We start from the raw sequence: 24710 nt of genomic DNA, 5'->3' as shown, positions 1-24710 counted from the left end.
CGAAGCGGCAGTCCCGCGCGTTGTACTTGGTCGGTGCCATGTCTCCTCCGTGGCATGACGAAGAGCCCGGGCGCCGGTCGGCGGCGGGCTGAAGTATGGAAGGGGTCAGGGACGGTGCGCCGTCGGGTTGCGGATCTCCAGGCGGAAGTTCGCCACGTGCTCGTGCCTCTGGTTGGCGTCGACGCCGAGCGAGCCGGGGGCGCCCGAGAGGGCGACGGCCAGGATCAGCGTCGTGCCGTCCGGCAGGACGACCGGGCCCAGGCCGTGCAGCTCCGACCGGATCCGCGAGCACAGGACGCGGGACACGCGCGGGTCGCGCCCGCCGCGGGCGCGCACCTGCATGCGGGGCTCGTCGTACGGCAGCAGCGAGTCGGGCTCGGTGCCGTCGTCGTACAGCGTCAGCACGACCACGGTGTCCGGCGCGCTCGGCATGGACTCAAGGAAGCAGTTGCCCGTGACGCCGGTCGGGTCGTACTGGACGATGCCGCGCTGCCCGAGGTGCTGCGCGATGCCGTCGAGGAGATCAGCCACGTAGCCACCTCCGCAGCGACACCTGCATGAGCCGCAGCACCACAGTCCGCTCGCGATTCATCGGGATTTCCAGGTACTTCGCGCTGCGACCGGGCGCATGCTTCCACGTCAGTTCTTCGTGCTGGCGGACCGCGTAGACGGTATCGAAGGTGATCATCCCGTCCAGCTCGGAGATCATGTTGACCCGGCCGGAGCGCTCCAAGGTGCCCTCGTCGAGCGGCACCAACTTCCTGGCCTCGCCTAGGACGTGCTCCAGTCCGCGTTCCACCCCCTCGCTCGCGAGCCGGCGCCCGCGCGACGTCCACTGGCGGCGGGCATCACCCGGCCGGAAGCGGGTGTACTGCGGCATCGCGCACCTCCTAGAGCAGTTGGACTTCCAGATGGGACGGCACCGGGAGCTTGCCGCCGTCCCTGCGGAGCGCGGCGATGACGGTCGTCTGCCGGCCCGAGGGCAGGGTCACGCGGGACTCCGCCGGGCACACGGTGTCGATCTGGGCGTAGAAGGTCGACGTCGAGGTGACCTCCTGCCCGTCCGCTGCCCGGACCGTGCGGGTCTGGTCGTCGAGGAAGCACCGCACGGTGATCGCCGGCCCGTACTGCGGCCCGTACGCGCTGTCCCCTATATAGGGGGACACCGTGACCGTGTGCTGGAGTAGCCAGCCGGGGACTCTCACGAGACCACCAGCCCCAGCAGCAGCACATCCGGGGTGAGGTCCGGGGCCCGCAGGTGATCCCAGACAGCCGGGGCGATCTGCCGCCCCGGGCTGTCCTCGGCGGACGTCGCGGTCAGGGACCGGCCGAGCCGCACGGAGCCGATCTCCACGTTGCCCCAGCCGACGCCGGCCGCGCCGGTCGTGTCCCCGACCTCCTCGCCCCACTCCACCTGTGCGCACAGCGCGTCGCGGAAGGCGGCCACGACGAGGGGGTGCGTCGGGAGCCCGGTCGTCGGGTCGGCGTCGTACCAGCACAGCCGGAACACCCTGCTGTCCAGGAACACGGACGCGCGCGCGAGACGGCTCGCGATGTCCTCAGGCGGCGTCTGCCCCGTGTACGACTGGTAGTCGGTGGCCGTGGCGTACACCCTGGCCATGGCCACCTCCTACGCGCTGGTGCCGATGATGACGATGTCGTACGTGACGCTGCTGCCGGCCGCGCTGTTGGCGACCTTCAGCAAGTCCGCAGTGCCCGCCGTCACGGCGTAGGCAGTCGCGTCCGTCGCGCCGGCCATCACGCCCACGGTCGCGCCGGGGCGCAGCGTGAGCGTGCCGGTCGCGCCGAGGAAGGTGGACCACGCGTTCACGGTCGCGTTCCCGACGACGACGTTGTTCGCGTTGGCCGAGGCCGCGCTGACGAAGATCCCCTTCACCTTCACGAAGGTGATCGCCGCCCCGAAGGCATCGAGCAGCGTCCCCGCCAGGTCCAGATCCTCCGTCGCCGAAGCGGCCAGGGTCCGGCGGTCGTGGAACACCTTGTCGGCCATGCCCGCCGCAGTACCGGACTCCAGGTGCACACCGCGGCGCCAGTCCAGCGGGTCCGACACCACCGTCAGATCCTGCGCCTTCGTCTGCCGCACGAACGCGCTCATCCCGAAGTCACTGACCACCGGCATTGCCGCTACCTCCCTCGGCGTACTTCGCCGCCAGGTCGTCGCGGGTCATGGCCTCGGCGTCCGCCTGCACCATGCCCTGGGCAACCGCGTAGGCCGCCCAATCCGCCTTGGACGCCGACTTCGCCGGGCGCTCCAGCCTCTCGGGCTGCTCGCCGGCGGCCTCGTCGACGCCGTAGCCGTGCCGTCGGAAGTAGGCCACCGCGCCCGGGTCGCTGGTGCGCCCGCGCTCGTCGGTGAAGGTGACACCCGCGACCTCGCCCCGGAATCCGGCGACGGGGGTGGTGATCTCGTACTCCATCACGCCCTCCCTCACTGGACCTTGACGTTGCGCAGCACGCCCGCGCTCTTGGTGTTCTTCAGGACGCACGCGGCCGGCCCCATCTCGACTTCGCCGTCCTTGACGGCCTTGGCCGTGGTGAAGTCCGGCAGCCACGTCTGGACGAGCGGCACGCCCATCGGGGACGCCGCGTGGAACGAGTCGAGGCCGAAGGTCACCGCGTAGATGTCGGTGAGGCCGGTGATGTTGGTGCCCGCGCCCGCTCCGTCGGGGTCCCGGGTCTCGATGGGGATGATCGGGCTGGCCCCGGTGGCGTTGTCGCCGATGTCGACGAGGACCCAGTCTCCGTACATCTGGACCTTGCGGCCGACGTCGTCCTTCTCCTCCGAGTAGATCCCGGCCCAGCGCGCCAGCGCGCGGAGACGGGTGACGCTCTTCGTGTTGCCGAGGATGGCCTTGCGGCCGGGCGGCAGCGCGCCGGGCGTGCTGCCGCCCCCGGTCTTGGACGGGACGAGCCCGGACAGCCAGTCGTCGACGACGTCGAGCTGCGCCATCGCGAGGGCCTGCGAGTTGATCGCGGTCGGAGTCCAGTTGACGTAGCCGGTGGAGACGCCGTTGTTCAGCGGCAGGTACTCGGTGGCGGTCCCGGCGAGGGCCTTGTCCAGGCCGTCGAAGCCGTTGGCGTCGACCGCGACGTCACCGTTGATCAGCTCGTCTTGGAAGCGGATGCGGGTGGCGGTCAGCAGCTCCTGCATCTGGAAGGCGACCTCGTCGGTGGTGCGCTGGCCGAGGTGCGAGATGACGCGGTCGACCTGGAAGGTGCCGCCGAGGGGCTTGAGGTCGACGGAGTACCGCTGGCGGGTGGCCTGGGACGGGGTGTACTCGCTGTTGATCGCGCGGAACGCGGCGCTGCGGGCCGCGCTGAGGCGCGTGTACGAGTAGGTGAGCGACGAGCCGCCGGTCCCGGGGGTGGCGGTGTCGTCGAAGACCATCTGGTCGAGCAGCCACGAGTAGCGGCGCAGGTTGTCGATGACGGCGTAGTCCACGTCGGACTGCGTGTTGACCTGCGCCTGGGCGAGGGTCACGGGCATGGGGTGCTCCTAGTTGGGGGTCAGCCGGTCATGGCGCGGCTGATGGCTTGTCCGAGGGAGGTGGGGCGTTGCGGAGTGGCGCCGGGCCCTCCGTTGAAGTCGCCCCCGCCCCGCCGCGGCGCCTGGCCCGTGCGGAGCTGCTGGTTCTGTTCGATGGCCGCCTTGATGGCGTCGTCGAGCTTGGTGGTGAAGTCGTCGGCGTTGGGGTCCAGCCCGTTGACCGAGGTGAGGAAGGTGCGGGAGTCGAGGAGTGCGGCCGGGTCGGCGCCGTGCTTGGCGGCGGCCTTGTAGGCGGCCAGCTCGATGGTCTGGGTGCGGGCGGTCGTCTCCAGGTCGGTGATCCGGCTGGTCTGTTCGCCGATGGTGCGGGTGAGCTGCGCGGGGTCCGCGGGGGCGTTGTCCTTGACCAGGCCGAGGGCCTTGCCGATCTCCTGCGCGAGCTGCTGGCGGGCTTGGTCGGCGGCGTTCGCCTTGGCCGTGGTGCGGGACTTCGCGGCCTCGGAGCGGGCGTCCGCCAGTGCCTTCTGGGCCCAGTCGGGGAGGGACTTGACGTCCCCCTCGGTCGCTGGGGCCGGTGGGGTGGCCGGGGCCGCGGGCGGTGTGATGGGCGTGGCGCCGTTGGCGGGGTCGTCGGATCCGGAGCCGCCGCCGTCCCCGCCGTCGGCGTAGCAGACGAAAGGGTCGGCGTAGGGGTGGTTCCAGCCGGCGCCGTCGAGACGGTGGCCATGGCGGGCGAGGGTGCGGCGGGTCATGGTGCCCTCCTGGGGCGAAGTCGGCCCGCTCCTGGCGGGCTGGGGGTTACGGTCGCCGCATGACAACGACTGAGCGTGTAAGCGGCGAGTGCCCGCGGTGTGCCGGACCGATGGTCCAGAACTTCCTGGTGCGGTCACCGTGGGGCGGCACAAGCGTCAAGCGACCTTCGGGGGAGCCCTACTGCCAGGGCTGCACCCCTGAGGAGATCGCGCAGTACAAGCGGGACCACGGCATAGAGAGCTAGCGCGCGGAGCCGATCTGCTCACGCTGCGGCTTGCGGCGCAGGTCCGGGTGCGCGGCCACGTGGGCACGCTGCTCGGCCTGCCACTTCCGTACGTAGGAGTTCGCGCGGGTCCGCGCCTTGTCGTCGGTCGCAGCGACGGCCCGGCGCTTCCACGCACGGATCGTCCGCTCGATCTCCCGCTGTTGTTGCGTGTCCTCGTAGCTGGTGCCGGGGGTGGGATGGTGGGGCGGCCGGGTCGTGACGCCGGGCAGGTACGCGGCCAGGGAGTGCCTGCAATTCGGGTGGAACAAGCCGCTCGCGCGGGCCTCCAGCAGGCTGCCGGCGACGTGGACGGCGATCGTCTCCGGCGGCCGGAGCGCGGCCCGTAGCCCGGATGGCTGAATCGCGCGCTCCGCGCGGATGGTGCGCGGCCCGCTGCCGGGACCCAGGCTCAGCACCTCGCCCTCCCAGGGGGCGCACCGCGGGCACTCCAGGGGAGCGTCTGACACGATCACCAACCCGATGCCGATCTCCGCGAGGGCGTCGATGTGGCCCTCGACCGCGGCACGCGCGGTGACGGACCGTACGGCCATCTCGGCATAGGCAGCAAGCTCCCAGGCTCGGCCGGAGGAGTCGACGAACCCGGTCACGCCGCGCTGCGCGAAGGTATCGAGCGCGCGCTGGGAAGCCTGGCGGCGGGTGAGGCCGCCGAGGAGCACCGAGGTGGACGCTCGCGTGACGACTGACCGGTACGTGTCGAGTACCACGCGGGTGATCCGCTGGTACACCGGGCGGGCGTCCTCGGCGTACGAGGCCGCCAGCCGGTCCACCGCAGGCGCGCCCGGCAGTACACGGCGAGCCTGAAGCTCCCGGCCGATGTCCAGTGCACCCAGCTCGGCGACGGCAGCTTGCCGGCCGCGGCCGTACGCCTCGGCGAGCGCCCGCCCGACGGCCCCGTTGGCGTCCTGCTGGAGGGCGGTGGTGACCTCCTCGACCGCGGACCGCAGGTCGCCGATGGAGCGGAGCTTGATCTCCGCCCACAGCGGGCTGTCGATCCCCTGGAGCAGCGCCGAGCGGAGCTTGTCGAGGAGCGCCAGCTCGGCATCCGTGTACAGCTTCGCGATGGCGGCGGCGAGGTCTTCGGCCATCGCGGGCGAGACGGGCATGGGGCCCCCTACTCGGCGCCGGTCAGCGTCGGGTCGGAGACGAGCTGTCCGGTCTCCTTCAGGATCCGCTCGGTCTCGCTGCGGACTGCGGTGTCGTCCCAGTCCGGCCACTTGATCCGGACCTTCATCTCCGTCGACACGGCCTGCGCCCGGGCGAGGAGTTCCAGCGTCTCGGCCTCGGCCTTCGGGTCCTCGGAGACGGAGTCACCGAACTCGATCCGGGGCCGCTCCACCTCGACGGTGGAGAACCCTAGGGCGCGGTCGAGCTGGAGCGCGGCCTCTGCGATGTCGCTGTAGCCGGGCTTCCAGTACCCGCCCTTCTGCCCTCGGGTGATCATCGAACGGCGTTCCTCCGCGACCACTTCGGTTGCGGTCACGGCGGTGCGATCGCCGAGCCCGAAGGACTGAGCAGCGTACCCGCAGGACTCGACAGCCTTGCGGGAGAGGGCCTTCCAGGTTTGCTCGTGCTCGGCAACCCGGATGGCGAACTGCACCAGGGTGAGCCCTTCGCCGCTGGTGGGGCTGGCGTTGATGGGGGTCCAGATCTCCTTGTCGTCGTCGAAGGAGACTCCCTCGCCGGGGCCCTCGCTGTTCAGGAAGCCGTTGGGGGCGACAAGGCGGGCCTTGGCGAGCCGGACGTCCCGCATCCACGAGGTGAACGTCTCGTCGAGGCTCATAAACAGGTCGCGGATTCCGTCGTCTTGCCAGTCAGATCGGCCCAAGTCGGAGTGGCGGAACTTCTTGTTCGGCCGGATGTTGGGGATGTACTGGCAGGTCAGCATGCGGATGCCGGTGCTGATGGTGTCGCCGGGCCCGTCGGGGTCCAGGCTCTCCGCGATGCCCGCGGTCGTCGCATGCTCCGCGAGGGGGACCCTCCGGCCCAGGTTGGTCTGGGTGCCCTCATACAGGCCGTGGAGTACGCGGCCGGGTTCGTGGCGCTCCAGGTGCCGGACGACCGTGTCACCGGAGCGCAGCACCTCCCGCCACAGGGTGACCGCGGCGGTGACGCCGAAGAGGACTTCGGGGATCACGCCGTCGGCGTGGACGGCGGTGAGGATGGGGCGCTGCGCGAGGTCGCGGTTCCACGTCACGCGCAGCGCCACGCCGCCGAGCGCCGAGGCGACTTCTGCGCCCTCCCGGAGGATGTTGTTCAGGCCGCCGGCGTCGGCGATCTCGTTCCACCGGTCTTGCGTGGCGGTGCTCTTGAACGTCACCTTCGGCGGCTCCGAGAACAGGAGCGCGGCCGACATGGCGGCGATGTCGGCGGGCAAGGGGACGTGCAGCCGGTTGTCTCGGTAGCCGACCCGGCGGGGTCGCTCCCAGATCCTCCAGGGCCGGCCGCGGTCGTCGCGTTCGCGGCCGTTGGGCTTGATCCTGCCGTCGCGGGCGTAGACCTCGCGGAGCTTGGTCTTGTCGCCGCTGTACCAGGCGTCGTCGATGGCCATGTCGGTGAGCTGGGGGGCGACCTGCGGGGGTGGCCACGGCTCGTTGTTCTCAGGCAGCGGCACTGGCCACCTCCTCGTCGTTGATGAGGCCGCGCCACTCGTGCGCGGTGGAGTGCAGGGCGTACCGCAGGGCGTCGGCGCTGTGGTCGTCGGCCTTGAGCGGCTTGTCTTCGCCGCGTTCGGCGGCCTTCTCATCCCACGCGTACGACGGGAGTTCGCCGAGGAGCCCGGCGCAGGAGCGGTGGATGCGGAGCAGCCCGGATCCGAGGGCGACGGACACGGACCGGATGCCGTCGAGGACGTCGTTCACGGCCGGTGTGACGCTGGGGACGTGGTCGTTGTAGAGCTGGTTCATGAAGCTGGCCGCCGAGGGGTCCACGAAGATCCAGGCCGGTTGTACGCCGCGGGCGTCGCCTTGGACGCCGGGGCGTCGTACGCCGGCGAGCCAGCGGCGGACGTTGTGGGAGTACTGGGCGTCGGTGAGTTGGCGGCGTTCGAGGTTGCTGTCGTACCGGTACTCGCTGACGACGTAGAGGTGGTCGTCCTCGCCGTGGCCGATGAGGACGGCGGAGAACGGGTTGACGGTGCCGTAGTCGATGCCGACGGCGGTCCACCGCTTCATGTACGGCATGAGGTCGACGATGTGGCGGGTCTCGTCGAACATGTCGTACACGGCGCCCGCGGCGAGGCACCAGTCCCCGAGGATGAAGCGCCTGTACCACAGGCCGGTGTACTGGGCCTTCAATCGGGCGACGACGCCGGGGTCCATGCTCGGGTTGTCGTCGAGGGTGAAGTGCCAGTGTGTGAGACCGACTTCGTCGGCGCGGAGGATGAACTCCTTGCGCAGCCAGTGGAACGGGCCGTCGGGGTTCGTCGTGGCTAGGAGGCGCGATTGGTCGCCGACGCGGAGCCGGGACAGCAGCATCATCCAGAACGAGTGCGGTACGAGGGTGGCTTCGTCGACGTAGGCGAGGGCGATCGTCGAGCCTCGGATGCGGCCTTCCGCGCGGGCGTCGGACGCGCCGACGAGGTGCACGGTGCGGCCGAGGATGACGGCGGTGGTGGAGCCGGTGGTGTGGTGGACGTGGCGGGCGATCGGGCCGAACAGGTGCGTGGACTGGAGGGGGTCGAGGAGGTTCCGCTCGATGGTCTGAAGGGTGCGGCCGACGATGACGATGAGGCCGTGGTCAGGGGCGACGGTCAGCGAGATGAGGAAGGCGATCAGGCTCGCGATGGTCTTCCCGCTCGACACGGCGCCGGACCACAGGGCGAGGGGTGCGCCTTGGGCTTCGACGATGCTGCGGATCTGGGCCCGGGACAGGGGGAGCTGTAGGTCACGGATCATCACCCGCCCCCTCGGCCTCGGTCATGGCGTTGTACAGGACGTTCAGTCCGTCGCGGAGCTGCCCGATCACGCTGGTGGCCTCATGTACGCCGTTGCCGGTGTCGAGGGCTTCGAGGCGAGAGGCGGCGGTCATCGCGGAGCCGACGGACTGCACCAACGCCTTACGGTCCTGGGCCGGTAGGCGCTCGGTGGTGTAGTCGACGGCGCGGCCCGCGGACACTTCGACGAGCCCGTAGGCGGTGCCCTGCCTGAGGTATGCGAGGTCGTCTTCGGCGACGTCGTACAGGCTCGCGACGATCGCTGCGCGGCGTGCCTTGGCGTCGGTCTTGCGGGCCTCGGTGGCGACGGCGGTGGCGGTGCGGTCGAAGGTGAGGCCCATCTCCTCGGCGAGGACGGAGACGGTTCGGCTGCTGCGCCCGATCTCGCGGGAGATCTCGTTGCGGCCGAGCCCTTGGGCGTGGAGTTCGCGGATGCTGCGCCGGTCGTTGTCGGTGACGGGCCGGTGTTGGTTCTTGCCCACGCGGCACCTCCCGGGCATGAGAAAGCCCCCGCGGCGGGCGGGGGCTGGTGTGGCTACTGCTGGTGGGGTGGCCCGGAGGCTCCTGGCGGGGGCTGCTGGGGGCCTCCGGGCGTCTGGGGGTTGGGCCACGCCTGCTGCGGCTGTTGGGCCCAGCCGGGTTGCCTGTGCCCCTGCTGCTGCGGCTGCTGCTGCTGGGGCGGGTAGCCGTATCCGGGCTGCCCGTACGCCTGCTGCTGCCCGTACGGCTGGCCTGGGGGGAGTTGCTGGGGCGGGTAGCCCTGCTGCGGCTGCTGGTAGACGGGGACCGTGGTGGTCGTCTTCCGTCCCATGGCGGCGGCGATGGGCCAACCGGTGATCGCCCACAGCCCGCACGTCAAGATCGTGAGGACGATGTGGAGTCCGTGGTTCGCGCCGCGCTTGTGTACGACCCGCTGTTGATGCATGTCTGTGCCCCCCCAAGGTGCTTGGTGGGGGCATCGTGACACGAGCGTGGCGACTGTGTAAGGGGAATGCGAAGACCGGACGCCGTGGCTGGTTTCGGGCGCGCGAGAACCGCGCAGGGTCAGGATGCCTGATCGACAACGAGTTGCGCAACCACGCAGTTGCGCCCCGCCGCTGGGGGTGGGAGCGGCGGGGCGCGGGTCCGAGCGCTGCGCCCAGCCAGAGGCGCGGGTGTGGACGCCTCCGACGGTACGCGCAGCCACTGACAGCGAGCGGTCAGCGTTGCGGGTAGTACTCGGCGAAGTCGTCCGCGACGCGCGACAGCACGGCGGCGTGGTCACGGAGTTGCTGCGCCCAGGCGTGGGCCGTCGCGGTGGTGACCGCGACGTGGGACGGCCGGGCCGCGACGACGGCCGCGACGGCCTTCTCCAAGTCGCGCATGGCGTCGCCGGCCTCCGCAGCGCGTCGCGCGAGGGCGTCGCGGCGGTGTCGCGCTGGCGCTGGTTGTGGCTGGTCAGGGCGCTGCGCGGTGTCGCGCTCGATCGCCTGTGCGTCGCGCCAGATGACGTGCTTGGAGACGTTCAGGCGCCGGGCTATGTCGGCTTGCTGGACGTTGTCGCGGAGGAGTTGCGCGACGCGTGCGCGACGGGCCGCGACGGTTGTTGCGGTGTCGCGGGTACGGTCTGGGGTGGCCATGGGTGTTGCTCCCGTGGTGGTTGGGGCCCGCCCGGCGGTTGCGTCGCTGGGCGGGCGTTTTGTGTAGTCAGCTGTTCAAGAGGCGGGCGCGGGCGACCTGTTCGTACTCGTGGGACTGCTCGATGCCGACGAAGGCGCGTCCCTCGGCGAGGGCGGCGACGCCGGTGGTGCCGGAGCCGGTGAAGGGGTCGAGGACGGTCCCGCCGGGCGGGGCGATGCGCACCAGCTGCTGCATCACCTCGACGGGCTTCTGGGTGATGTGGCGGCGCTCCTTGCCGCGGGGCTGGGATCCGGTGAGGTGGCCGGGGAGGTAGATGGTCGGGGTGTGCCGGATGGGTTCGCCGCGGCTGCCCCAGAGGACGTACTCGCACTCCCGGCGGAACCCGTTCTTCACGGGGCGGCTGATGGGCTTGTGCCAGGGGATGATGCCGCGCCAGGTCCAGCCGGCTGCCTGGAGGGCGTCGGAGGTGGCGGGGAGCTGGGCCCAGTCGGTGAAGACCAGGCACGAGCCGCCGGGTCTGGTGAGGCGGTGGCACTCGGCCAGGAGCTGGGCGAGCCAGTAGGTGTAGCCGCGTTGGTCGCGGGTGTCGCCGTCGAAGTCGGGCAGCATGTGCGTCGCGTTGGCGCCGACGTACTTGTCGCGGGCGCCCTGTGCACGACGTTCGGTCGCGGTCCGGCCGCCGCTGTTGTAAGGCGGGTCGGTGATGACGGCGTCCACGGGGGTGGTGAGGGTGGGGAGGACGGTGAGGGCGTCGCCGTGGTGCAGGGTCCAGTCCATGAGGGCCTCCAGGGGTAGGTCTTCAGTTAGGCGGCGGTGGGCGCGGCGGTGCGTGCTGAGCACCAGCCGCAGCGGATCACCGGGGGTTGCCCGTCGCCGCCGTCGAGCAGCAGCTCCCCGCCGCAGGCGCAGGTGTGTCCGGTGGGGATGGTGCGGCGGCTGGTGCCGAGGGCGTGGGTGAGGCGGGCGGCGGCGTGGTCGGCGACGTGGGCGATGCGGTCGTGCTGGGGGCCGGTGAGGGCTGTGCAGGGGCCGGGTGCGCCGGTGATGCGGGCGTGGAGCCAGCGTGCTGCTGCGGGGGCGGTGCGGGTGCCGGTGTACTGCCAGCGGGCGGGGTCGGTGCGGTCGTCGTGGGCGAGGGCGTTGCGGCGGTCGCGGTCGGCGGCTGGCCAGGACGCGGGGGCGTCGCTCATGGGGGTGCGCTGGACCTGGGCGGCGATCTGGTCGGCGGTCTCGACGAGGGCGACGGTGATGGTGCGGATGGTGTCGATGATGTGGAGGCGGACGGGGGCGCTGCGGTCGGCGGGGTCGTACTCCTCGACGGTGCGCAGGTAGGTCTGGAGGCTGCTCGGGGGCCATGCGTCGTGGGGGCGGGTGGTGCGCTGTTGGAGGAGGTCGGGCCAGTGGGCGATCACGGTCTGGAGCTGCTGTGCGGTCGTCGCCGGCGTGGTGGTGTGCATGGTGCGCTCCGTGCTGGTGGCGGGGGTACGGTGGTCGCACCGTGTGGGGCGTCCGGGCTTGGTCGGCTGGTGGGCGCCCCTTCGTCGTGCTCGGGGTCAGGCGGGCGTCTCGTCGGGTTCGGGGCCGGTGCGGGGTAGGTCGAGTTCTTCACGGAGGCGCCGCAGCCGGTGCCAGGGCATGCAGCGGTGTTTGGCGGCCTGCTGGACGGTGGTGTCGGCGCTGGTGTGGGCGGCGGCGAGGAGGCGGAGCCAGTCCGAGTCGATCCAGACGGTGGAGCCGTGGGTGCACAGCCTCGGGGGCCGGTCCTTGCTGGGCGGGCAGCCGAGTTCGATGAGGGGGTACGAGTAACGGCCGATCGCAAGGTCGCAGTTTGCGTGCTCGGGGATCTGGTCGCGGATGGCGTCCTCGGCGTCCTCGGGCTGGTGGTAGCTGCCGCTGATGGTGATGGCGGGGTCGTGGGAGAGGCAGAGGATGCGGTAGGTGCTGCTCACGGCTGGTGCTCCTGCTGCTCGTCGAGGGCGTTCTCGATGGCGCGTTGGATGTCGTCGGGGCAGAGGTGGTCGTGTCCGGGGTGGGGGACGTCGTCGCAGAGGCGGGCGAGCGCGGTACGGACTCGGGCGAGGGCGGCCTGTGCGCGTACGGCTCGGGTCTGCTGTTCATCCCGCTCGGTGGTGCGGCGTTCCTCGGCTACGCGGGCGTCTTGCGCGAGGCGGAGGAAGAAGTCGCGGTCGGTGTAGAGCTGGTCGAGGGCGTCGTCGGTGATGGTGTCGGCGGTGTGCCGGGTGCCGGTCACGGTGGGGCTCCTGGTGGTCGTGTGCGGGCGTTCGGCGGGCGGGGTGGGGGCCGCTGGACGGGTGTTCGGCGCGTGGGCGGGCGTACAGCGGCGCGCGCGTGCGGCGCGGAACCGGGTGCCGGCGGCGGGTGGTCAGGCGGCGTGGCATTGGAGGCAGGTGGTGTATCCGCGGTCGAGTCGGTAGCCGTGGAGGGGGTCGCCGCATCTCTCGCAGAGGGGGTCTTGAGCTTTGCTCTGTTCCGGCCTTCCCTCCCCGTTCCCCCTCTTAGAGGGGGGAACGTGGGGAACGGGGGGCGTTCCCGGGTGTTCCCCGGGTGTTCCGGGAACCATCTGACCTGCGGTTTCTTCTGTTCCCGGGGTGTTCCGGGAACGCGTTCCCGGAACGGGGTCTGGGAGGGGGTCGGGGAACGCTTCCGGGGAACGGTCTATACCGGGCGTTTCCGGGCGGCCCTTTCGGATTGCAACGGCGTCTGCAATCTTCGAGTTGCCGGCCGGCACCTGAAGTTCAGCCAGGGCCAGGCGCACCGTCCGGTTGCTGGCGTCGTTGGGGATACCGGCCCGGTCGAGAACGTTGACGACGTGCTCCACCGTGCCGGGGATCGCTGCCGGACCGGTGGCCGGCTCGTGGACCATGAGCACGTGCCGGGTGCCTCCGACGGCCCAGTTGTCGCCGTCGCGGGCGGCCTGCCGCTGGAGCGCGAAGTGGTCGGGGCCGATGCCGGTGCGGGTGTGGGTGCGCTTCAGTGTGAGTGCGCCGCCGCCCTGCGCGGACAGCTCCCACACGTGGTCGACGTCTTGGGTCTTCGCTGACGAGCCGCGCCCGCCGCGGTCCTTGTCCTTGCCGAAGTGATCGAGGCGGACGGAGGAGACGCGGTCCCGCTTCAGCGGGAGGAGGGTGTGCCGGTAGAACCCGAGCCAGGTGTCTGCGTCGTTCTCGGGGCCGCTGATGAACCTGCTGACGGTGTCGATGACGACGAGTTCGGCGGTGGTGGCCTTGACGAGGGCGAGGAGGTCGGCGCCGCCGCCGGCGGTGTCGAGGGGGCGGATCGGGGGGAAGCTGGCGTACCTGAGTTCGCCCATGGACAGGGGGCCGGCGCCGAAGGAGAGGAACCGTTCCTGTACCTGCTCCTGCCCGTTCTCGGCGTCGAGGTAGAGGATGCGGACGGGGGGCTGTGGCTTGTCGCCGAGGAAGGTCTGTCCGGTGGCCATGCGCCACATCCACTCCTGCACGAACAGGGACTTGCCGGCCTTGCCGTCGCCGACGACCGTGATCTGCTGCCCGGGGCCCATGAGCCGGCCGGGGAGGAGCTGGACACTGCCGAAGTCGGTGGCGAAGAACGTGCCCCAGTTCAAGAGGGCGGCGACGAGGTGGGCGGGGCCGCGGCCGGTGGACTCGCGTAGCTGCTCGGCCTGGTTGAAGTCGGCAACGAGGGCGTTGAGTTCGTCGCCCGCGGCGCCGCGGACAACGGCGGCCTTGAGCTGGTTGGCGTGTTCGTCGTAGCGGCGGGCGCGGGCGGTCTCGTAGATCTGCTCAGCGAAGTGCGGGGCGTTGGCGGCGGGGAGGTAGTCGGCGCCGAGCTGGTTGATCAGGTTGCCGCCGTCGACCTTGTGGAGGAGCCCTTGCTTCTCGATCTCGGCGCGGACGAGAACGGGGTGGGGCGGGGTGTTGGCGGCGACGAGTCCAGCGACGGTGTCCCAGATGAGGCGGTGGGCGGGTAGGTAGATGTCGCCGCGGTCGATGATCTGTGCGCAGGCGTTGTAGGCGTCGGCGCTGTGCATGATGGCGCCGATGACGAGGGCTTCGGCCTCGGCGTCGTGGGGTGCACGGTTGCTGCTGAGGCCGTCGTTGTCCGCTGCCTGGGCGTGCGGCATGTGGCGGACGTTGTGCACGGGGTCTCCTCAGAACAGGGTGTTGGGCTCTTGGGGCGGGCAGGTGTGTTCGGTGACGACGGGGTGTGTGCAGGTGCCTCGGGGCCAGCAGCGCCAGCGGAGTTGGGGTGGTCCGGTGCGGGGGTGGGTGAGGCACCAGGTGAGCTGGTTCGGGGTGCGGTGCTGGTCCTCGGCGGCCGGGTCGATCGGGGTGAGGTTCGCCGTGATGCGGAGGGCGGCGACGGTGCCGACCCACTGCCGGATGACGGGCGCGCGGCAGGCCGGGCAGCGGGCGGGCGTGCCGAGGTCTGCCGCGCGCCTGCTCATCAGCCCTGCGCCGCGTCTTCGGCGGCTTCCTGCTCGAACTGGTCGGCGACGTGCCGCAGGACATACGCGGCGGCGGACTTGCTCATGCCGTTGGCGGCGGCCTCGATGCTGACGGAACCGTCGGTGGTGCCGGGGCGGATGATGACGAAGGCGAGGGCGTCGGTGCCGTCGATGGCGGTCATGGTCACGTGCTCGGGGTTCATGCTGCGGTCCTTTCGGTGGTGGTGCCTGCGGTGCAGCGGGCGGCGTGTACGGCGCGGACGGTGGCAACGAACCGTCGTACGGTCTCCGGTCCTTCGACGGGGCCCTCTTGGGTCTGGCAGAGGAGGCAGGCGTAGACGGCGCGAGGTGGGCGGGTGTACCGGATCTGGCCGGCGCGCTCGCCGTGCTTGATCTCCCGGCCTTCGCCGAGGTCGACCGCGAGCGCTCCCGTCATGCGCTGGCGGTCGCTCACCGAGTCACCACCGTTGCCCGGTCGGGCCAACGCACCGAGTCCAAAGCGCGCCGCCGGTCGTCGCCGACGACGGCGAGCGGCCAGCCGAGCCAGTGCGCGCCCATCGCCATGAGGACGTAGGCGTCGGCCTCGTCGTACCGCGCGACGCCTTCGGTGTGGATGCCGTACGTTTCGGTGACGGCGTCCCGCAGGGCGCCCTTGAGGGCGTCGCCCCGCAGCCGCTTCCCGTCGGTGTCCTTCGGTGCGGCGGTTCCGACGGCGTAGATCATCCGCTGGTGTGGGGTGACGACGACGTACGGGATGCGGCGGCGCCACAGGTCGTGGCGGACCATCCACCTCATGCCCGCGAGGGCGTCGGCGCCCTGGTTGTTCTTGGCGTACGCGGCGCCTTCGATGACCACCAGGTCGGCGTGGCGGATGTGGTCGCCGATCCCCGTGAGCTGCTGCTCGAACCTGCTGTGCTGCGACTGACCTTTGGCGCGGACGTGGTCGGTCCAGCCGGCGCCCGCGATGCCGGTGGTGCCCATGGCGACGTCGAGGCCGATGACCCGCGGGGCGGCCCCGGCCGCGGCCGGGAGGGTGGGCATCCCGGCCGCGGGGGTATCGATGGCGAGTTGGGTCACTGCTCGGCCCCTTCGCGCTGGTGGGGGATCAGGGGCCAGTCGGTGCGCACCGTCGCGGCCTGCTGCTCCTTGCCGGGCGTACGGCGGAAGTAGTCGGCCCGGTCGACCGCGAGGTCGTGCGCCCACTTGATCTGCGCGCCGTGCAGGTCCTCGACCGTGGCCGTGCCGATCTGCCGGTACTGCCGGCCGAGGCGCCAGGCGACCCGGCACGCGGCGATCGCGTCCGCGTCGGCGGAGTGCGCCCCGTCAAGCGCAACCTTGTAGTGGGCGCACAGGGCTTCCAGAGTTCGGGAGCCCTTGCGGTAGCGGTCGTACTGCCGGTCGAGGACCGACGGGTCCACGACCCGGAGTTGGTCCCCTGCGATCTCGGTGAGGGGCTGCACGCCGTGCCGCCGGGCCTCCCGGTCGAGCATGGTGAGGTCGAAGGCGGCGTTCATGATCACAAGGGGGACGCCGTCACGGACGGCCTGTGCGAGCGCCGCGACGACCTGCTCAACGACCTCGGCGGCCGGGCGTCCCTCGGCGCGAGCGCGCTCGGTGGTGATGCCGTGCACCGCAGCGGCGCCCTCGGGGATCTCGATTCCGGGGTCAGCGAGCCAGGTCGCGGACTGGGTGGGGTGCTTGCCGCCGCACTGGACGACGCAGGCGGTGACGATGCGGTCAGTCTCGACGTCGACGCCGGTGGTCTCCAGGTCGAAGCCGCACAGGCGGCCGGTGTGCCAGGTCACGTGACCTCACCCGCCTGCACGACGGCCAGGTACGCGGTGAGCTGCGCAACGGTCCCCGAGGAGGGGTGCATGCCGCCGTGCCGCTGAGCGAAGCCGGCCTCGACCTGCGCGGTGGTGAGCTGGCGCGCGCCGGCAGCAGCGATGATCTGGAACCACACCTCCTGCACGGCGGCCACGTCCAGCTCGTCGACAATCTCCCCGTCGTACACGCCGTCGTCGTCGGGGCCGGCCGGCGGCGGGTCGGCAGGCGGCGCCGAGGCGACCTTCAGCGCTTCACCGCGGGCGGTGAGCACCCCCGCGAGCGCCTTGTCCATGTGCCCGGCGGCGACCGCCTGCCGGTACAGATCGGCCACCGCGTCCGCGGAGGTCGCGACCGCGGCGAGCGCGGCATAGTCCGGGCGGCCGGCCTCGATCGCGGCGCGGGCCGGCGCCCCGGCGTCCACCGCCACCGGAGCGGCACCGGACACCAACTCCGTCGGCTTGATCTCCACGTCGATGGTGGGCACCATCCACCGCAGCGTCTTCCCGCCGCGCTTCGCCGTCCGCTCCTCCAGCCCGAGGAACGCCGGAACGTACCCGCCGGCGCGCGCCAGCAGCTCGGCGACACCGGGGAGTTCGAGGGCGGCGTAGTAGCCGTGGGACTCCAGCCGCCACACCCCCACCGCGGGGATCTCGGACAGCACGACGGACAGGCGCGTCGTGGGCTTGCACTGCCGGGCCTGCGGGTCCGGCCCACACAAGCACGCCCGGTCGGAGAGGAGTTCGGTGACGCCGTCGCACCGGCGCTGGCAGCCACCACCGGACCACAGCTCGTAGTACTGGGACACCGGCTGGTGCGGGACCAGGATCGGCATGCGGGTCGCGTCGGTGACGACTTCGTACTGTCCGGCGCCGCCGTCCGGCGTCCACGGGGCGACGGTCCCGCCGTACTGGGCGGCCACCTTCTCCAGCAGCGGCCGGGACGGGCTGGTGAGGCGGAAGCGATTCAGCTTCGCCGGCCGGATGCCTCCGTTGGAGGCGGGCACCTTCTGTCCGATGCGGATGCGCCCCAGCTCGCGGATGCGCTGTTGCAGGTCGAGGATCGGCATCAGGCCGCGGTCCTTTCAGGAGTGGGCAGGCTAAGGGCCTCGCCGATGACGTTCTTCGCGCTCGTGGTCTGGAAGTCGGCCACCTCCTTGATGTGGAGGAACGCCGCGTACACCTCGGGTCCGCAGGCCACCGGATACAGCCGGTAGCCCTCCGGCCGCAGGTGCAGCACCACCCCCGTGGTGTGCATCGCCGGCAGCGGCACCCGCGTCCCGTCGCGCAGCCACCCGACCTCGGCGTGCCGGTACGCGGACATCTGGATCCCCGCCTCCGGGTACACGCCCTTGACGTCCAGTTCGCCGCCGGTCTTGGTGTCGCCGACGATCACTGCGTCTGCGGGGGCGCCGATGGCGGCGGCGATAAGGGGGGAGCGCAGGAGGTAGTCGAGGGTGCCGGCGTAGCCCTGCGTTTCGTTGCCGACGACCATCTCCGACGCCTCGAAGGTGACTTGCCACTCGGCGACGAAGCGGAGGAAGGCGTCGATGTACGGCTGGATCTCGGGGCTGTTGAGCAGGGCTTCGGGGATGGGCTGGCCCAGGACGTGCGCCTCGATGACGTCGTGGACGGCGGTGCCGACCTCGGCGCGGGCTTCCTTCTTGCGGGTGTGGGCGCGGCGCAGCCAGTCGTACGCCTCGGTGCGGGCGGCCGGCTGGAGGCTGCTGGAGACGAGGTAGGGCAGGTTCGCCAGGGCGGTCTCGGCGGTGATGTTCCCGGCCCAGAAGACCAACGCCTCTTTCGGCATGCCCTTGGAGAGGATGGTGGTGACCCTGCGGAGCTTCGCTCCGGTGACGGGGTCGCGGTACCAGCCCTGGGAGGGGCGGGGGATGCGGTCGGCGCCGGTCGGTGCGGGCGCGGGCTTCTTCCGGGAACGCCGAGCGGCCGGGAGGGTGGGTGTGCTCATCGGCTGCTCCGGAGGGTGTAGTGCCGCCCGTCGTGCGGGCCGTGCGCGGTCAGGTGCCCGAGGCGGGCGAGGTGTTCGAGGTCCCGCCGTGCGGTGCCCCGCTGCGTGTCCGGGCTGCCGGTGCGCCGGCGCCAGGTCTGGACGCGGCCGGTGGACCACTGGCCGCCGTCTGCGTGGATCGCGGCGAGGAGTTGGGCGACGCGGGGCCGCAGCGCGGGCCCGGCGGCCGGGACGGTGTGCGCCCCGGCCAGCGCGGTGGTCGTCATGCGGCACCTGCCCGAGTCGTCCGGCGCGCGGGCGGCGGCACGGTGGCCGGCTTCCCATGAAGGAGCCATCGGCTGTAGCACGTGCCGCACCAGCCGTGTGCCTGATGAGTACGCCGCTCGCCGCACGACGAACAGACGGTGTACCGACGCCGCTTGGGGCGGTCCCCGTCGATCACGCGAGGCTTCGTCAGCCCCGCCTGCCGGCAGATCTCCCAGGCGTGTCGGAGCGAGCACCCGGTGCGTTCCGCGATCAGCTCGTACGTCAGGCCGTAGCGGCGGAGCTGCGTGACCGCGGCCTCCAGTTCCGCAGGGGCGACCCGGCCGGGGCGATCCCCTGCCGCGGTCCGTTCCACCGCCACGTCGTCGACGTCCTGGGCGCCGCGGTTGCAGGTGCGGCAGTAGCGGCGACCGTCGCGGGTGGGGATGACGTCGTGGCCGTCGTGGCGGGCCGCGAACTGGCGGGCGCGGTACGCCCGATCGGCCTCGGCGAGGCAGGCGCGGCACCTACGGGACCCCCGCGTGTCGAAGGTCAGGGTGGCGGCGTCGAGCCGGTGTCCCCGGGCGCAGTACTCAGGGATGGCCCGTGCGCGCGTCCGGCGGGGCCTGCGCGGCGTGGCGCCAACACCGGGGACGCCGCTGGCGGGACGGCCGTGGTAGACCCACCGTTGGTAGCAGGTGACGCACCAGCCGTGGCCTCGGTGAACGCTGGTCTGCTGGCATGCCGCGCACACGATGGTGCGCCTGCGGGAGCGGTCGGCGCTCATCCGGCGTCACCGCCCTGTGCGGCTGCGGCGGAGATCTGCCGTAGCCGGTCGCGGCCGTCGGTGGCGGCGGCCAGGTCGCGGGCGGCGCCGTACGCGGGGTACGCGGCTGCGAGCCTCGCGGCGTGCTCGGCGTCTGCGGCGTCCCACGCGGTGAGCAGCTGGCGGACGAAGTCACCGGGCGGGTAGCCGGCCTGGTCGCCGAGCGCGTGCCACAGGATGTGCTCGGCGACGGCGGGCGGGATGGTCACCGGCTCGGCGGCGGGCGGCGCGCCGGCCATGGCGAGCAGCCGCTCGGCGACCGCGCGGGCGCCTTCGGCAGCCTTCTGGCCCATGTCGTCGTACAGCCGGGCGGCCTCGGTGTCCGCCGTCTCGGCGGCCTCCAGCAGCGCGGCGGCGCGCACCTCGGCGGCGTGGTCGGCGATGTGGTCGTGGTCGTCGCGGGTGCAGCCGACGTCGATGGCCTCCCGCAGATGCTCAGCAGCACTCATCGGGGTCCTCCGGTCGTGGTCGTCGTGGTGGTGGGCGCGGGGTGGTCGGCAGCGTCGGGCCGACGCCCGATCAGGGCCCAGCGGATGCAGTTGTCGAGGTGGCCGCAGGGTTCGCAGCAGGCGCCGCAGTCGCAGTCAGCGGGCATGACGCCCCCTCACGCGGTGGACCAGGTGGTAGACGAGAACCACCAGCGCCGGCACGACGCGGAAGATGAGGGCGAGGCCGCCGACCCACAGACCGAGCGCGATACAGATCCAGGTGAGGACGGTCACGACACGTCACCCGCCTCGACCGGGTCCACGTGGGTCAGCAAGATGCCTGCCGAGTGCCCCTCGACCATCACGACCGCCGAGCCGTGCCCGAGCGTCCACGCGCGGCTGCACGTCCGCGTCCGCAGCGGCGCGTCATCCCGCGTCCTGGGGTAGGCGTGGACGCGGGTCCCCACCGGGTACCGCTCGTTCCAGTCCTCGGCGCTCAACCCGGCAGGCTTCGCCTTCAACCCGGCGGTCCGGTCCGCCGCGTCAGCCCAGGGCTGCACGTCCGCCAGCAGCCGGTCCACACCGGCGACCTGCGCCGCCAACCGGTCGGCGCGTGCCTGCGACTCGGCCAGCGCGGTACGCAGCCGGGCCACCTCGTCGCGCAGACCAACCGCGATGTCCGCCAGCGCGCGCTCACTTCCGCAGCAGGACCGGCGCACCACGGGACGCCCGAGGTATTCCTCCAACCGCGCCTCGAACGGCGTGCGCTGAGGGGACTCGGCCACCGCAGCGGCCTGCTCGTCCCGGGCGCTCACGACGCCACCGCCGTCGCGATCTCGTGCAGCACCGTCTGCTCCGACGGCGCCACCACCGACACGAACACCGGCACCACCGGGAACGCCGGCGAGTCCGACCACGTGACCGTTCGCAGCGTCCACACCGTCTGCCCCGACGGCAGCTCCGTACGCGACACGCTGCCGCCCTGAACGAACAGCCAGTCGGCCAGCACGTCCATGTCCGTCGCGGTCACCAGCACGCTGGACTCCGTCGCCGTCACCGCGATGTGCGTGGACACCGGCAGCCCGCGGACGGCGCACGTCGTCTCGTACGACGTCTCGTTCCGCTCACGCAGCCGAGCAGCGGTGAGCTGCCCGCGGGAGGTGCGGCGCCAGGCAGCAGGCAAGCTCGTCGACGTCGTCATGCCGCACCGCCCGCGACCGCAGCGGCCATCTCCACGCGGCGCTTCTCCACCCGCATCTGCACGAACGCCAACCCGCGCGGCGTCAGGTGCAGCGTGTAGTGCGCGCACGACCCCCACGTGTGCTCAACCAGCCGCTCCACCGCGTTGAAGAGGTCCGCGTGCGCCGCGTAGAAGTCGTACTGCGTGGCGCCGCACGTCGCCTGCCGGCGGTAGATCAACCGCTCATCGAGGAGGAAGTGCCGGAGCTGCTTCTCCTGCCAGCCGAGGACCTTCGCCGCCTGCCGGATCAGCATGTCGCCGTCCCGCGCGGCCATCAGCGTGTCGTGAGCGAGCGCCTTCGGCTCCAACTCCTTCAACCGGGCGTCCGCCTCCACCAGCTGCTCGGCGGTCCGGGCGAACTCCTGCGCCAGAGCGAGGACACCGTGCGGCGTCGTCAGGTCCGGCAGCGCCGGCGCCACGCCGTACGCTCCGGTGCGGCGGATCGACGGGACGACCTCGGCCGTGATCCAGCGGCGGAACGCGCGGGCCTCCGGCTTCCGGCTGTCGAGGATCACGTCGTACAGGCCGGACTCGCTGACGATGGCCCGGTTCGGGTTGCCGGGGGTTCCATCCGTGAGGCGGATGGAACTCACGTCGGCGTCATCGAGGCGGGCGAGGACGTTGCCGACGTTCGCGATGCCGAGCACCGCGCAGATGTCGGTGGCGAACCACCACGGCTCGCCGTCGATGGTCAGCACCCGGACCGGCTGGCCGGTCTCCGGGAACTGGAAGGGCAGAATGGGAGACAACGCGTCTCCTCCTGTCGGATCGGTACTGCGATCGGATGGGTTGGGTGATGCGAGGGGTCGCAGCGGACCGGGCCTGGTCTGCGGCGGCCCCGCTTCATGCCGTCAGGCGGCGGAGGTGCGGGCTTCGTACGCGGCGATCTCCGCCGCCCGGGTGCGCGCCTTCTCGTTCTCGCGGGCCTCGCGCTTGATGCGCCGGGCCGCCGCCGACTTGAGCGCCAGCTCGGTGTAGTGCGCCGAACGAAGCGACGCGGCCACCTTCTCGATCTGCTCGTCGGTCGCCTCGGGGTGCCGGGCGCGGGCCTGCTCGATGAAGCGGGTGTGGTGGCTAGCGCGGCGGGCGGCGGCGGTACGGCTCGCGCGGTCCGGGGTGTTGGCCCAGCTCACGTGCGCCGCATACCGCATCCGCATCGAGCGCTCGCTGGTGTTCATCGGATTCCCTTCGATGACTGTCCACGCCCATGGGCGTGGACAGTGGTTGAAAAAAGAGAGCGCCTTGGTGAACCCCCAGGACCTCGGCGATGCGATGGGCGGTCGTGAGGTCCGTGGTGGCTCGATGTCCGCTCAGCAGGGCGGAGATCTTCTGCTTGGAGACTCCGACGCGATTTGCCAGATCCTGACCCGTGAGCCGCCCGTCCGGGGCCCAGTGCATGAGCTTGCGGAGGAGGTCGGGGTCGGTCAGGTGCAGTCTGGCGGTCGGCATTGGGCACTCTCCTTGCTGTCCACGATCGTGGACAGCTCCACTAAAGCACACTGCTTCCGCGTTGTCCACGATCGTGGGCGGCTGGGAGTGTGTGGAGGTTTCCGGTCGGATGGCGCCCCGGGGCTCGATTCCTGTCCGCGATCGTGGACAATGAGCGCGGGTGGCCAAAAGGTTGTGCGCCCCGACCTGGGATTTCTAGGTCAACACCGATCGGAAGGTGTGGACAGTGCCCCGAGAGGCGGGATCAATGCGGCAGAGGGACGCCCTCACCGAGCTGATCGTGGCCAAAGTTGGCGCCACCAAGGAGGGGAAGATGTCCACGCGGCAGTTCGCCCTGCGGGCTGTGGACCCTGACACCGGATGGTCCCCAAGTAAGTCACTTGTCGGCAAGATCATCCAGGGGTTGGGGTACGACGTCACTCCGCAGCTCGTCTCGGCCGTCGCCGTGGGCCTCGGGGTGTCGCGTGAAGTCGTGGCCGCCGCTGCCCACTTCCAAGTTATCGGTTTCGTGGAATCGGAGCTGGAAGGTGACGCGCCAGCCAGGCTCCTACATCAACTTGGCCTGAACCTTTCCGACCTCCCCAAGTCCCGTGCGGTGGCTGATCGTTGGGAGTCTGAGGGGGTCGGCAATGTCCAAAGTGTGGACATTCGCGATCCGGAGGGGTGACACTCGGATCGCGCTGCACCCTGCATGAATCCCTCTTGTAGTCGTACAGTTACAGCACCTCGCGCGGTTCGAACGCGTGTGCGATCCGGTGTGTCCGGAGCTTCGCGGGACAGGGGGGCTTGTGACTGATGTGCAGCTTGAGGCGATCGAACTCGACGGGGGGATTCCCCTGATGTACCGGGACTTCGGCCATCGCGTGCGAATGGCGTACGACCCCCAGCAGATCGGCCGAGCCGAAGCGCTCGCGCTGCTGTGCGCGCGAGTGCCCCGACTCATCGGCACCATGAGGCTCTGCGAGCCCGAACCCTGACGCCCCTCCACGGCGACCGGCTACCCCAGCCGGTCGCCGGGGCTCAGCCGACGGTGCGCCGTGCGCGCCCGCTCCGCGCCGGCCGACGCCGCGTACCGGCTCAGCATCTGCCGCGACTTCCAGCCGGTGATCCTCATCAAGTCGTCCTCGTTCCCTCCCCCCACCTTCCACAGGTGCGCGAACGTGTGCCGGAACTGGTGCGGATGCAGCTCGCCGATCCCGGCCTCGGCGCAGCGGCGCTTCAGCATCGTCCCCACGCCCCAGATGGTCAGCCGGTTACCTCGGTTACGGTCTCCCCACCACAGCCACATGTCCGGCTCCAGCGCCTTCCCCTTGTGCTTGGCGGCGGCGCGCAGGTAGCGGTCGAGCGCCGTCGCCGTGGCGCGACCGAAGGGGACGGAGCGCACCTTGTTCCCCTTGCCGAGCACCTGGAGCACCATCAGGTCCAAGTCGAGGTCTTCGACGCGGCGGTCGGTCGCCTCGGAGAGGCGGACCCCGGTGTCGAGGAACAGCATGAGTAGGGCCGTGTCGCGGCGGTCGGCGTACGTCTTGCCCTTGCAGGTGGCGAAGAGCTTCTTGAGGTCCCCCTCAGGGATGACGGGTACTTCGGATTCGGTGACGACCGGAGGCTTCATCGTCCGCATGGGGGAGCGGTCGATCTCCTCTTCGTCGACCAGCCAGTTGAAGAAGGTCTTCAAGGACCGGAAGTGCTGGTGTGCGTTGCTCGCCGAAGTGCGCTTCATCGTGGCGGTGATGTACGCCTCGACGTGCTCGCGATGGACCTCGTCGAGGTCGCTCGGCGCAGGCCGGCCGGGGCCCTCGTCGTCCACGGCGGGGCGGTAGCCGCTCTCCTCATCAAGGAGGAAGGCGGTCAGTCCGCGGGCCGCCTGGCCGTAGATGGCGATGGTTCGGTCGGAGCAGTTGCGGGATGCAAGGGACCGGAGCCAAGAGGCGGTCATCGGTCCGAGGTTGTATCGCTCGTCCGTCATGCACGGCACTATGCGTCCACGATCGTGGACAGTCAAGGCGCTTGGCCAGTAAGCGATGTGCATGCGGACGCGAAGAAGCCTCACCCGCGTTTCCGCTGGTGAGGCCGCGTTTGCGCCCCCGGCAGGACTCGAACCTGCGGCCAAGCGCTTAGAAGGCGCCTGCTCTATCCACTGAGCTACGGGGGCCGGGTGGTGGTCACGGGTAAACGGAGCGTGAGCGT

Annotated in this window: 40 protein-coding genes and 1 tRNA gene; 3 read left to right on the top strand and 38 right to left on the bottom strand. The window is 71.2% G+C overall.

Annotated elements, in window-relative coordinates:
• Positions 1–105: 105 nt before the first annotated feature.
• From ABZ842_RS06580 to ABZ842_RS06545, 8 genes are read right to left on the bottom strand one after another with little or no spacing between them, the layout of a single operon-like run.
• A complete protein-coding gene (locus ABZ842_RS06580) occupies positions 106–531 on the bottom strand; it encodes a minor capsid protein (protein ID WP_361532664.1) in 426 nt (141 codons plus the stop codon).
• On the bottom strand, positions 524–880 hold the full coding sequence (locus ABZ842_RS06575; RefSeq protein ID WP_361532661.1) for a hypothetical protein: 357 nt from the start codon (positions 878–880) through the stop codon (positions 524–526). The genes ABZ842_RS06580 and ABZ842_RS06575 overlap by 8 nt, the downstream gene beginning before the upstream one ends.
• A gap of 10 nt (positions 881–890) precedes the next feature.
• Positions 891–1166, bottom strand: coding sequence for a hypothetical protein (locus tag ABZ842_RS06570; protein WP_361532658.1), 276 nt, complete (start codon positions 1164–1166; stop codon positions 891–893).
• A 35-nt stretch (positions 1167–1201) separates the two neighbouring features.
• Positions 1202–1621, bottom strand: coding sequence for a hypothetical protein (locus ABZ842_RS06565; protein WP_361532655.1), 420 nt, complete (start codon positions 1619–1621; stop codon positions 1202–1204).
• A gap of 9 nt (positions 1622–1630) precedes the next feature.
• On the bottom strand, positions 1631–2140 hold the full coding sequence (locus ABZ842_RS06560; RefSeq protein ID WP_361532652.1) for a hypothetical protein: 510 nt from the start codon (positions 2138–2140) through the stop codon (positions 1631–1633).
• The gene (locus ABZ842_RS06555; protein ID WP_361532649.1) at positions 2124–2438 is read right to left on the bottom strand and encodes a hypothetical protein; all 315 of its coding nucleotides are present in this window, start codon (positions 2436–2438) and stop codon (positions 2124–2126) included. The genes ABZ842_RS06560 and ABZ842_RS06555 overlap by 17 nt, the downstream gene beginning before the upstream one ends.
• An 11-nt stretch (positions 2439–2449) precedes the next feature.
• Positions 2450–3508 carry a major capsid protein gene (locus ABZ842_RS06550; RefSeq protein WP_361532647.1) on the bottom strand — a complete coding sequence of 353 codons (1059 nt, stop codon included), beginning with the start codon at positions 3506–3508 and terminating at the stop codon, positions 2450–2452.
• A 20-nt stretch (positions 3509–3528) separates the two neighbouring features.
• On the bottom strand, positions 3529–4260 hold the full coding sequence (locus tag ABZ842_RS06545) for a hypothetical protein (protein ID WP_361532644.1): 732 nt from the start codon (positions 4258–4260) through the stop codon (positions 3529–3531).
• A gap of 110 nt (positions 4261–4370) precedes the next feature.
• Here ABZ842_RS06545 and ABZ842_RS06540 point away from each other — a divergent pair, with 110 nt between their 5' ends.
• On the top strand, positions 4371–4505 hold the full coding sequence (locus tag ABZ842_RS06540; RefSeq protein WP_361532641.1) for a hypothetical protein: 135 nt from the start codon (positions 4371–4373) through the stop codon (positions 4503–4505).
• Here the strand turns inward: ABZ842_RS06540 and ABZ842_RS06535 are convergent.
• The 28 genes from ABZ842_RS06535 to ABZ842_RS06400 form a co-directional block, all read right to left on the bottom strand.
• Positions 4502–5650: a phage minor capsid protein gene (locus ABZ842_RS06535; RefSeq protein ID WP_361532638.1), complete on the bottom strand. Its 1149-nt coding sequence runs from the start codon at positions 5648–5650 to the stop codon at positions 4502–4504. The genes ABZ842_RS06540 and ABZ842_RS06535 overlap by 4 nt on opposite strands.
• Positions 5651–5658: 8 nt before the next feature.
• Entirely contained in the window at positions 5659–7158 is a 1500-nt protein-coding gene (locus tag ABZ842_RS06530) for a phage capsid protein (protein WP_361532635.1), read from the bottom strand.
• On the bottom strand, positions 7145–8440 hold the full coding sequence (locus ABZ842_RS06525; protein ID WP_361532632.1) for a PBSX family phage terminase large subunit: 1296 nt from the start codon (positions 8438–8440) through the stop codon (positions 7145–7147). The genes ABZ842_RS06530 and ABZ842_RS06525 overlap by 14 nt, the downstream gene beginning before the upstream one ends.
• Positions 8430–8960 (bottom strand): helix-turn-helix domain-containing protein, encoded by a 531-nt coding sequence (locus ABZ842_RS06520; protein ID WP_361532629.1) that lies wholly within the window; start codon positions 8958–8960, stop codon positions 8430–8432. Before ABZ842_RS06520 ends, ABZ842_RS06525 begins: the two co-directional genes overlap by 11 nt.
• Before the next feature lie 53 nt (positions 8961–9013).
• Positions 9014–9403: a hypothetical protein gene (locus tag ABZ842_RS06515; RefSeq protein ID WP_361532626.1), complete on the bottom strand. Its 390-nt coding sequence runs from the start codon at positions 9401–9403 to the stop codon at positions 9014–9016.
• Between the two features lie 274 nt (positions 9404–9677).
• Complete coding sequence (locus tag ABZ842_RS06510) at positions 9678–10097, bottom strand: HTH domain-containing protein (RefSeq protein WP_361532623.1); 420 nt, start codon at positions 10095–10097, stop codon at positions 9678–9680.
• Between the two features lie 67 nt (positions 10098–10164).
• Complete coding sequence (locus ABZ842_RS06505) at positions 10165–10875, bottom strand: site-specific DNA-methyltransferase (RefSeq protein ID WP_361532700.1); 711 nt, start codon at positions 10873–10875, stop codon at positions 10165–10167.
• A gap of 26 nt (positions 10876–10901) precedes the next feature.
• The gene (locus ABZ842_RS06500) at positions 10902–11555 is read right to left on the bottom strand and encodes a hypothetical protein (protein ID WP_361532620.1); all 654 of its coding nucleotides are present in this window, start codon (positions 11553–11555) and stop codon (positions 10902–10904) included.
• 96 nt (positions 11556–11651) lie between these two features.
• A complete protein-coding gene (locus ABZ842_RS06495; protein ID WP_361532617.1) occupies positions 11652–12047 on the bottom strand; it encodes a hypothetical protein in 396 nt (131 codons plus the stop codon).
• Positions 12044–12349, bottom strand: coding sequence for a hypothetical protein (locus tag ABZ842_RS06490; RefSeq protein WP_361532614.1), 306 nt, complete (start codon positions 12347–12349; stop codon positions 12044–12046). The genes ABZ842_RS06495 and ABZ842_RS06490 overlap by 4 nt, the downstream gene beginning before the upstream one ends.
• Before the next feature lie 132 nt (positions 12350–12481).
• A complete protein-coding gene (locus ABZ842_RS06485) occupies positions 12482–14239 on the bottom strand; it encodes a DnaB-like helicase N-terminal domain-containing protein (protein WP_361532611.1) in 1758 nt (585 codons plus the stop codon).
• Positions 14240–14248: 9 nt separating this feature from the next.
• The gene (locus tag ABZ842_RS06480) at positions 14249–14545 is read right to left on the bottom strand and encodes a hypothetical protein (RefSeq protein WP_361532608.1); all 297 of its coding nucleotides are present in this window, start codon (positions 14543–14545) and stop codon (positions 14249–14251) included.
• Positions 14545–14748 carry a hypothetical protein gene (locus ABZ842_RS06475; protein WP_361532605.1) on the bottom strand — a complete coding sequence of 68 codons (204 nt, stop codon included), beginning with the start codon at positions 14746–14748 and terminating at the stop codon, positions 14545–14547. Before ABZ842_RS06475 ends, ABZ842_RS06480 begins: the two co-directional genes overlap by 1 nt.
• Positions 14745–14999, bottom strand: a complete 255-nt coding sequence (locus ABZ842_RS06470; RefSeq protein WP_361532602.1) for a hypothetical protein — start codon at positions 14997–14999, stop codon at positions 14745–14747. Before ABZ842_RS06470 ends, ABZ842_RS06475 begins: the two co-directional genes overlap by 4 nt.
• A complete protein-coding gene (locus ABZ842_RS06465) occupies positions 14996–15622 on the bottom strand; it encodes a hypothetical protein (protein ID WP_361532599.1) in 627 nt (208 codons plus the stop codon). The genes ABZ842_RS06470 and ABZ842_RS06465 overlap by 4 nt, the downstream gene beginning before the upstream one ends.
• Positions 15619–16350: a 3'-5' exonuclease gene (locus tag ABZ842_RS06460; protein ID WP_361532596.1), complete on the bottom strand. Its 732-nt coding sequence runs from the start codon at positions 16348–16350 to the stop codon at positions 15619–15621. Before ABZ842_RS06460 ends, ABZ842_RS06465 begins: the two co-directional genes overlap by 4 nt.
• Positions 16347–17438, bottom strand: coding sequence for a hypothetical protein (locus tag ABZ842_RS06455; RefSeq protein ID WP_361532593.1), 1092 nt, complete (start codon positions 17436–17438; stop codon positions 16347–16349). The genes ABZ842_RS06460 and ABZ842_RS06455 overlap by 4 nt, the downstream gene beginning before the upstream one ends.
• Positions 17438–18337 carry a hypothetical protein gene (locus tag ABZ842_RS06450; protein ID WP_361532590.1) on the bottom strand — a complete coding sequence of 300 codons (900 nt, stop codon included), beginning with the start codon at positions 18335–18337 and terminating at the stop codon, positions 17438–17440. Before ABZ842_RS06450 ends, ABZ842_RS06455 begins: the two co-directional genes overlap by 1 nt.
• Complete coding sequence (locus tag ABZ842_RS06445; protein ID WP_361532587.1) at positions 18334–18603, bottom strand: hypothetical protein; 270 nt, start codon at positions 18601–18603, stop codon at positions 18334–18336. Before ABZ842_RS06445 ends, ABZ842_RS06450 begins: the two co-directional genes overlap by 4 nt.
• Complete coding sequence (locus ABZ842_RS06440) at positions 18600–19367, bottom strand: hypothetical protein (protein ID WP_361532584.1); 768 nt, start codon at positions 19365–19367, stop codon at positions 18600–18602. The genes ABZ842_RS06445 and ABZ842_RS06440 overlap by 4 nt, the downstream gene beginning before the upstream one ends.
• Positions 19364–19855: a hypothetical protein gene (locus tag ABZ842_RS06435; protein ID WP_361532581.1), complete on the bottom strand. Its 492-nt coding sequence runs from the start codon at positions 19853–19855 to the stop codon at positions 19364–19366. Before ABZ842_RS06435 ends, ABZ842_RS06440 begins: the two co-directional genes overlap by 4 nt.
• The gene (locus ABZ842_RS06430; protein ID WP_361532578.1) at positions 19852–20001 is read right to left on the bottom strand and encodes a hypothetical protein; all 150 of its coding nucleotides are present in this window, start codon (positions 19999–20001) and stop codon (positions 19852–19854) included. Before ABZ842_RS06430 ends, ABZ842_RS06435 begins: the two co-directional genes overlap by 4 nt.
• Positions 19991–20128 (bottom strand): hypothetical protein, encoded by a 138-nt coding sequence (locus ABZ842_RS06425; protein WP_361532575.1) that lies wholly within the window; start codon positions 20126–20128, stop codon positions 19991–19993. Before ABZ842_RS06425 ends, ABZ842_RS06430 begins: the two co-directional genes overlap by 11 nt.
• On the bottom strand, positions 20125–20649 hold the full coding sequence (locus tag ABZ842_RS06420; RefSeq protein WP_361532571.1) for a hypothetical protein: 525 nt from the start codon (positions 20647–20649) through the stop codon (positions 20125–20127). Before ABZ842_RS06420 ends, ABZ842_RS06425 begins: the two co-directional genes overlap by 4 nt.
• Positions 20646–21035 (bottom strand): hypothetical protein, encoded by a 390-nt coding sequence (locus ABZ842_RS06415; protein ID WP_361532568.1) that lies wholly within the window; start codon positions 21033–21035, stop codon positions 20646–20648. The genes ABZ842_RS06420 and ABZ842_RS06415 overlap by 4 nt, the downstream gene beginning before the upstream one ends.
• Positions 21032–21823 (bottom strand): BRO family protein, encoded by a 792-nt coding sequence (locus ABZ842_RS06410; protein WP_361532565.1) that lies wholly within the window; start codon positions 21821–21823, stop codon positions 21032–21034. Before ABZ842_RS06410 ends, ABZ842_RS06415 begins: the two co-directional genes overlap by 4 nt.
• A gap of 102 nt (positions 21824–21925) precedes the next feature.
• Positions 21926–22252, bottom strand: coding sequence for a hypothetical protein (locus tag ABZ842_RS06405; RefSeq protein WP_361532562.1), 327 nt, complete (start codon positions 22250–22252; stop codon positions 21926–21928).
• On the bottom strand, positions 22149–22523 hold the full coding sequence (locus ABZ842_RS06400; protein WP_361532559.1) for a helix-turn-helix transcriptional regulator: 375 nt from the start codon (positions 22521–22523) through the stop codon (positions 22149–22151). Before ABZ842_RS06400 ends, ABZ842_RS06405 begins: the two co-directional genes overlap by 104 nt.
• 247 nt (positions 22524–22770) lie before the next feature.
• Here ABZ842_RS06400 and ABZ842_RS06395 point away from each other — a divergent pair, with 247 nt between their 5' ends.
• Complete coding sequence (locus ABZ842_RS06395; protein ID WP_361532556.1) at positions 22771–23190, top strand: hypothetical protein; 420 nt, start codon at positions 22771–22773, stop codon at positions 23188–23190.
• Positions 23191–23311: 121 nt separating this feature from the next.
• Positions 23312–23500, top strand: coding sequence for a hypothetical protein (locus tag ABZ842_RS06390; RefSeq protein ID WP_361532553.1), 189 nt, complete (start codon positions 23312–23314; stop codon positions 23498–23500).
• 20 nt (positions 23501–23520) lie between these two features.
• Here ABZ842_RS06390 and ABZ842_RS06385 read toward each other — a convergent pair whose 3' ends face one another.
• The gene (locus tag ABZ842_RS06385; RefSeq protein WP_361532550.1) at positions 23521–24489 is read right to left on the bottom strand and encodes a tyrosine-type recombinase/integrase; all 969 of its coding nucleotides are present in this window, start codon (positions 24487–24489) and stop codon (positions 23521–23523) included.
• Positions 24490–24602: 113 nt separating this feature from the next.
• Positions 24603–24675 (bottom strand) — tRNA-Arg (locus ABZ842_RS06380).
• Between the last annotated feature and the right edge of the window lie 35 nt (positions 24676–24710).

The sequence above is a fragment of the Streptomyces sp. NPDC047315 genome (assembly GCF_040643215.1).
GTDB lineage: Bacteria > Actinomycetota > Actinomycetes > Streptomycetales > Streptomycetaceae > Streptomyces.
Note: the sequence above shows the minus strand (reverse complement) of the source record. Positions and strands in the feature narration are given on the sequence as shown.

Excerpts from the sequence above, each read along its gene's own strand:
- ABZ842_RS06445 (WP_361532587.1), bottom strand. The coding sequence starts at position 18,603 with ATGACGACCACCGCGCTGGCCGGGGCGCACACCGTCCCGGCCGCCGGG.
- ABZ842_RS06535 (WP_361532638.1), bottom strand. The coding sequence starts at position 5,650 with ATGCCCGTCTCGCCCGCGATGGCCGAAGACCTCGCCGCCGCCATCGCG.
- ABZ842_RS06560 (WP_361532652.1), bottom strand. The coding sequence starts at position 2,140 with ATGCCGGTGGTCAGTGACTTCGGGATGAGCGCGTTCGTGCGGCAGACG.
- ABZ842_RS06515 (WP_361532626.1), bottom strand. The coding sequence starts at position 9,403 with ATGCATCAACAGCGGGTCGTACACAAGCGCGGCGCGAACCACGGACTC.
- ABZ842_RS06455 (WP_361532593.1), bottom strand. The coding sequence starts at position 17,438 with ATGCCGATCCTCGACCTGCAACAGCGCATCCGCGAGCTGGGGCGCATC.
- ABZ842_RS06405 (WP_361532562.1), bottom strand. The coding sequence starts at position 22,252 with ATGAACACCAGCGAGCGCTCGATGCGGATGCGGTATGCGGCGCACGTG.
- ABZ842_RS06450 (WP_361532590.1), bottom strand. The coding sequence starts at position 18,337 with ATGAGCACACCCACCCTCCCGGCCGCTCGGCGTTCCCGGAAGAAGCCC.
- ABZ842_RS06550 (WP_361532647.1), bottom strand. The coding sequence starts at position 3,508 with ATGCCCGTGACCCTCGCCCAGGCGCAGGTCAACACGCAGTCCGACGTG.
- ABZ842_RS06440 (WP_361532584.1), bottom strand. The coding sequence starts at position 19,367 with ATGAGCGCCGACCGCTCCCGCAGGCGCACCATCGTGTGCGCGGCATGC.
- ABZ842_RS06525 (WP_361532632.1), bottom strand. The coding sequence starts at position 8,440 with ATGATCCGTGACCTACAGCTCCCCCTGTCCCGGGCCCAGATCCGCAGC.
- ABZ842_RS06500 (WP_361532620.1), bottom strand. The coding sequence starts at position 11,555 with ATGCACACCACCACGCCGGCGACGACCGCACAGCAGCTCCAGACCGTG.
- ABZ842_RS06435 (WP_361532581.1), bottom strand. The coding sequence starts at position 19,855 with ATGAGTGCTGCTGAGCATCTGCGGGAGGCCATCGACGTCGGCTGCACC.
- ABZ842_RS06505 (WP_361532700.1), bottom strand. The coding sequence starts at position 10,875 with ATGGACTGGACCCTGCACCACGGCGACGCCCTCACCGTCCTCCCCACC.
- ABZ842_RS06475 (WP_361532605.1), bottom strand. The coding sequence starts at position 14,748 with ATGAACCCCGAGCACGTGACCATGACCGCCATCGACGGCACCGACGCC.
- ABZ842_RS06555 (WP_361532649.1), bottom strand. The coding sequence starts at position 2,438 with ATGGAGTACGAGATCACCACCCCCGTCGCCGGATTCCGGGGCGAGGTC.
- ABZ842_RS06415 (WP_361532568.1), bottom strand. The coding sequence starts at position 21,035 with ATGACGACGTCGACGAGCTTGCCTGCTGCCTGGCGCCGCACCTCCCGC.
- ABZ842_RS06480 (WP_361532608.1), bottom strand. The coding sequence starts at position 14,545 with ATGAGCAGGCGCGCGGCAGACCTCGGCACGCCCGCCCGCTGCCCGGCC.
- ABZ842_RS06575 (WP_361532661.1), bottom strand. The coding sequence starts at position 880 with ATGCCGCAGTACACCCGCTTCCGGCCGGGTGATGCCCGCCGCCAGTGG.
- ABZ842_RS06545 (WP_361532644.1), bottom strand. The coding sequence starts at position 4,260 with ATGACCCGCCGCACCCTCGCCCGCCATGGCCACCGTCTCGACGGCGCC.
- ABZ842_RS06565 (WP_361532655.1), bottom strand. The coding sequence starts at position 1,621 with ATGGCCAGGGTGTACGCCACGGCCACCGACTACCAGTCGTACACGGGG.
- ABZ842_RS06400 (WP_361532559.1), bottom strand. The coding sequence starts at position 22,523 with ATGCCGACCGCCAGACTGCACCTGACCGACCCCGACCTCCTCCGCAAG.
- ABZ842_RS06540 (WP_361532641.1), top strand. The coding sequence starts at position 4,371 with ATGGTCCAGAACTTCCTGGTGCGGTCACCGTGGGGCGGCACAAGCGTC.
- ABZ842_RS06385 (WP_361532550.1), bottom strand. The coding sequence starts at position 24,489 with ATGACGGACGAGCGATACAACCTCGGACCGATGACCGCCTCTTGGCTC.
- ABZ842_RS06510 (WP_361532623.1), bottom strand. The coding sequence starts at position 10,097 with ATGGCCACCCCAGACCGTACCCGCGACACCGCAACAACCGTCGCGGCC.
- ABZ842_RS06395 (WP_361532556.1), top strand. The coding sequence starts at position 22,771 with ATGCGGCAGAGGGACGCCCTCACCGAGCTGATCGTGGCCAAAGTTGGC.
- ABZ842_RS06430 (WP_361532578.1), bottom strand. The coding sequence starts at position 20,001 with ATGCCCGCTGACTGCGACTGCGGCGCCTGCTGCGAACCCTGCGGCCAC.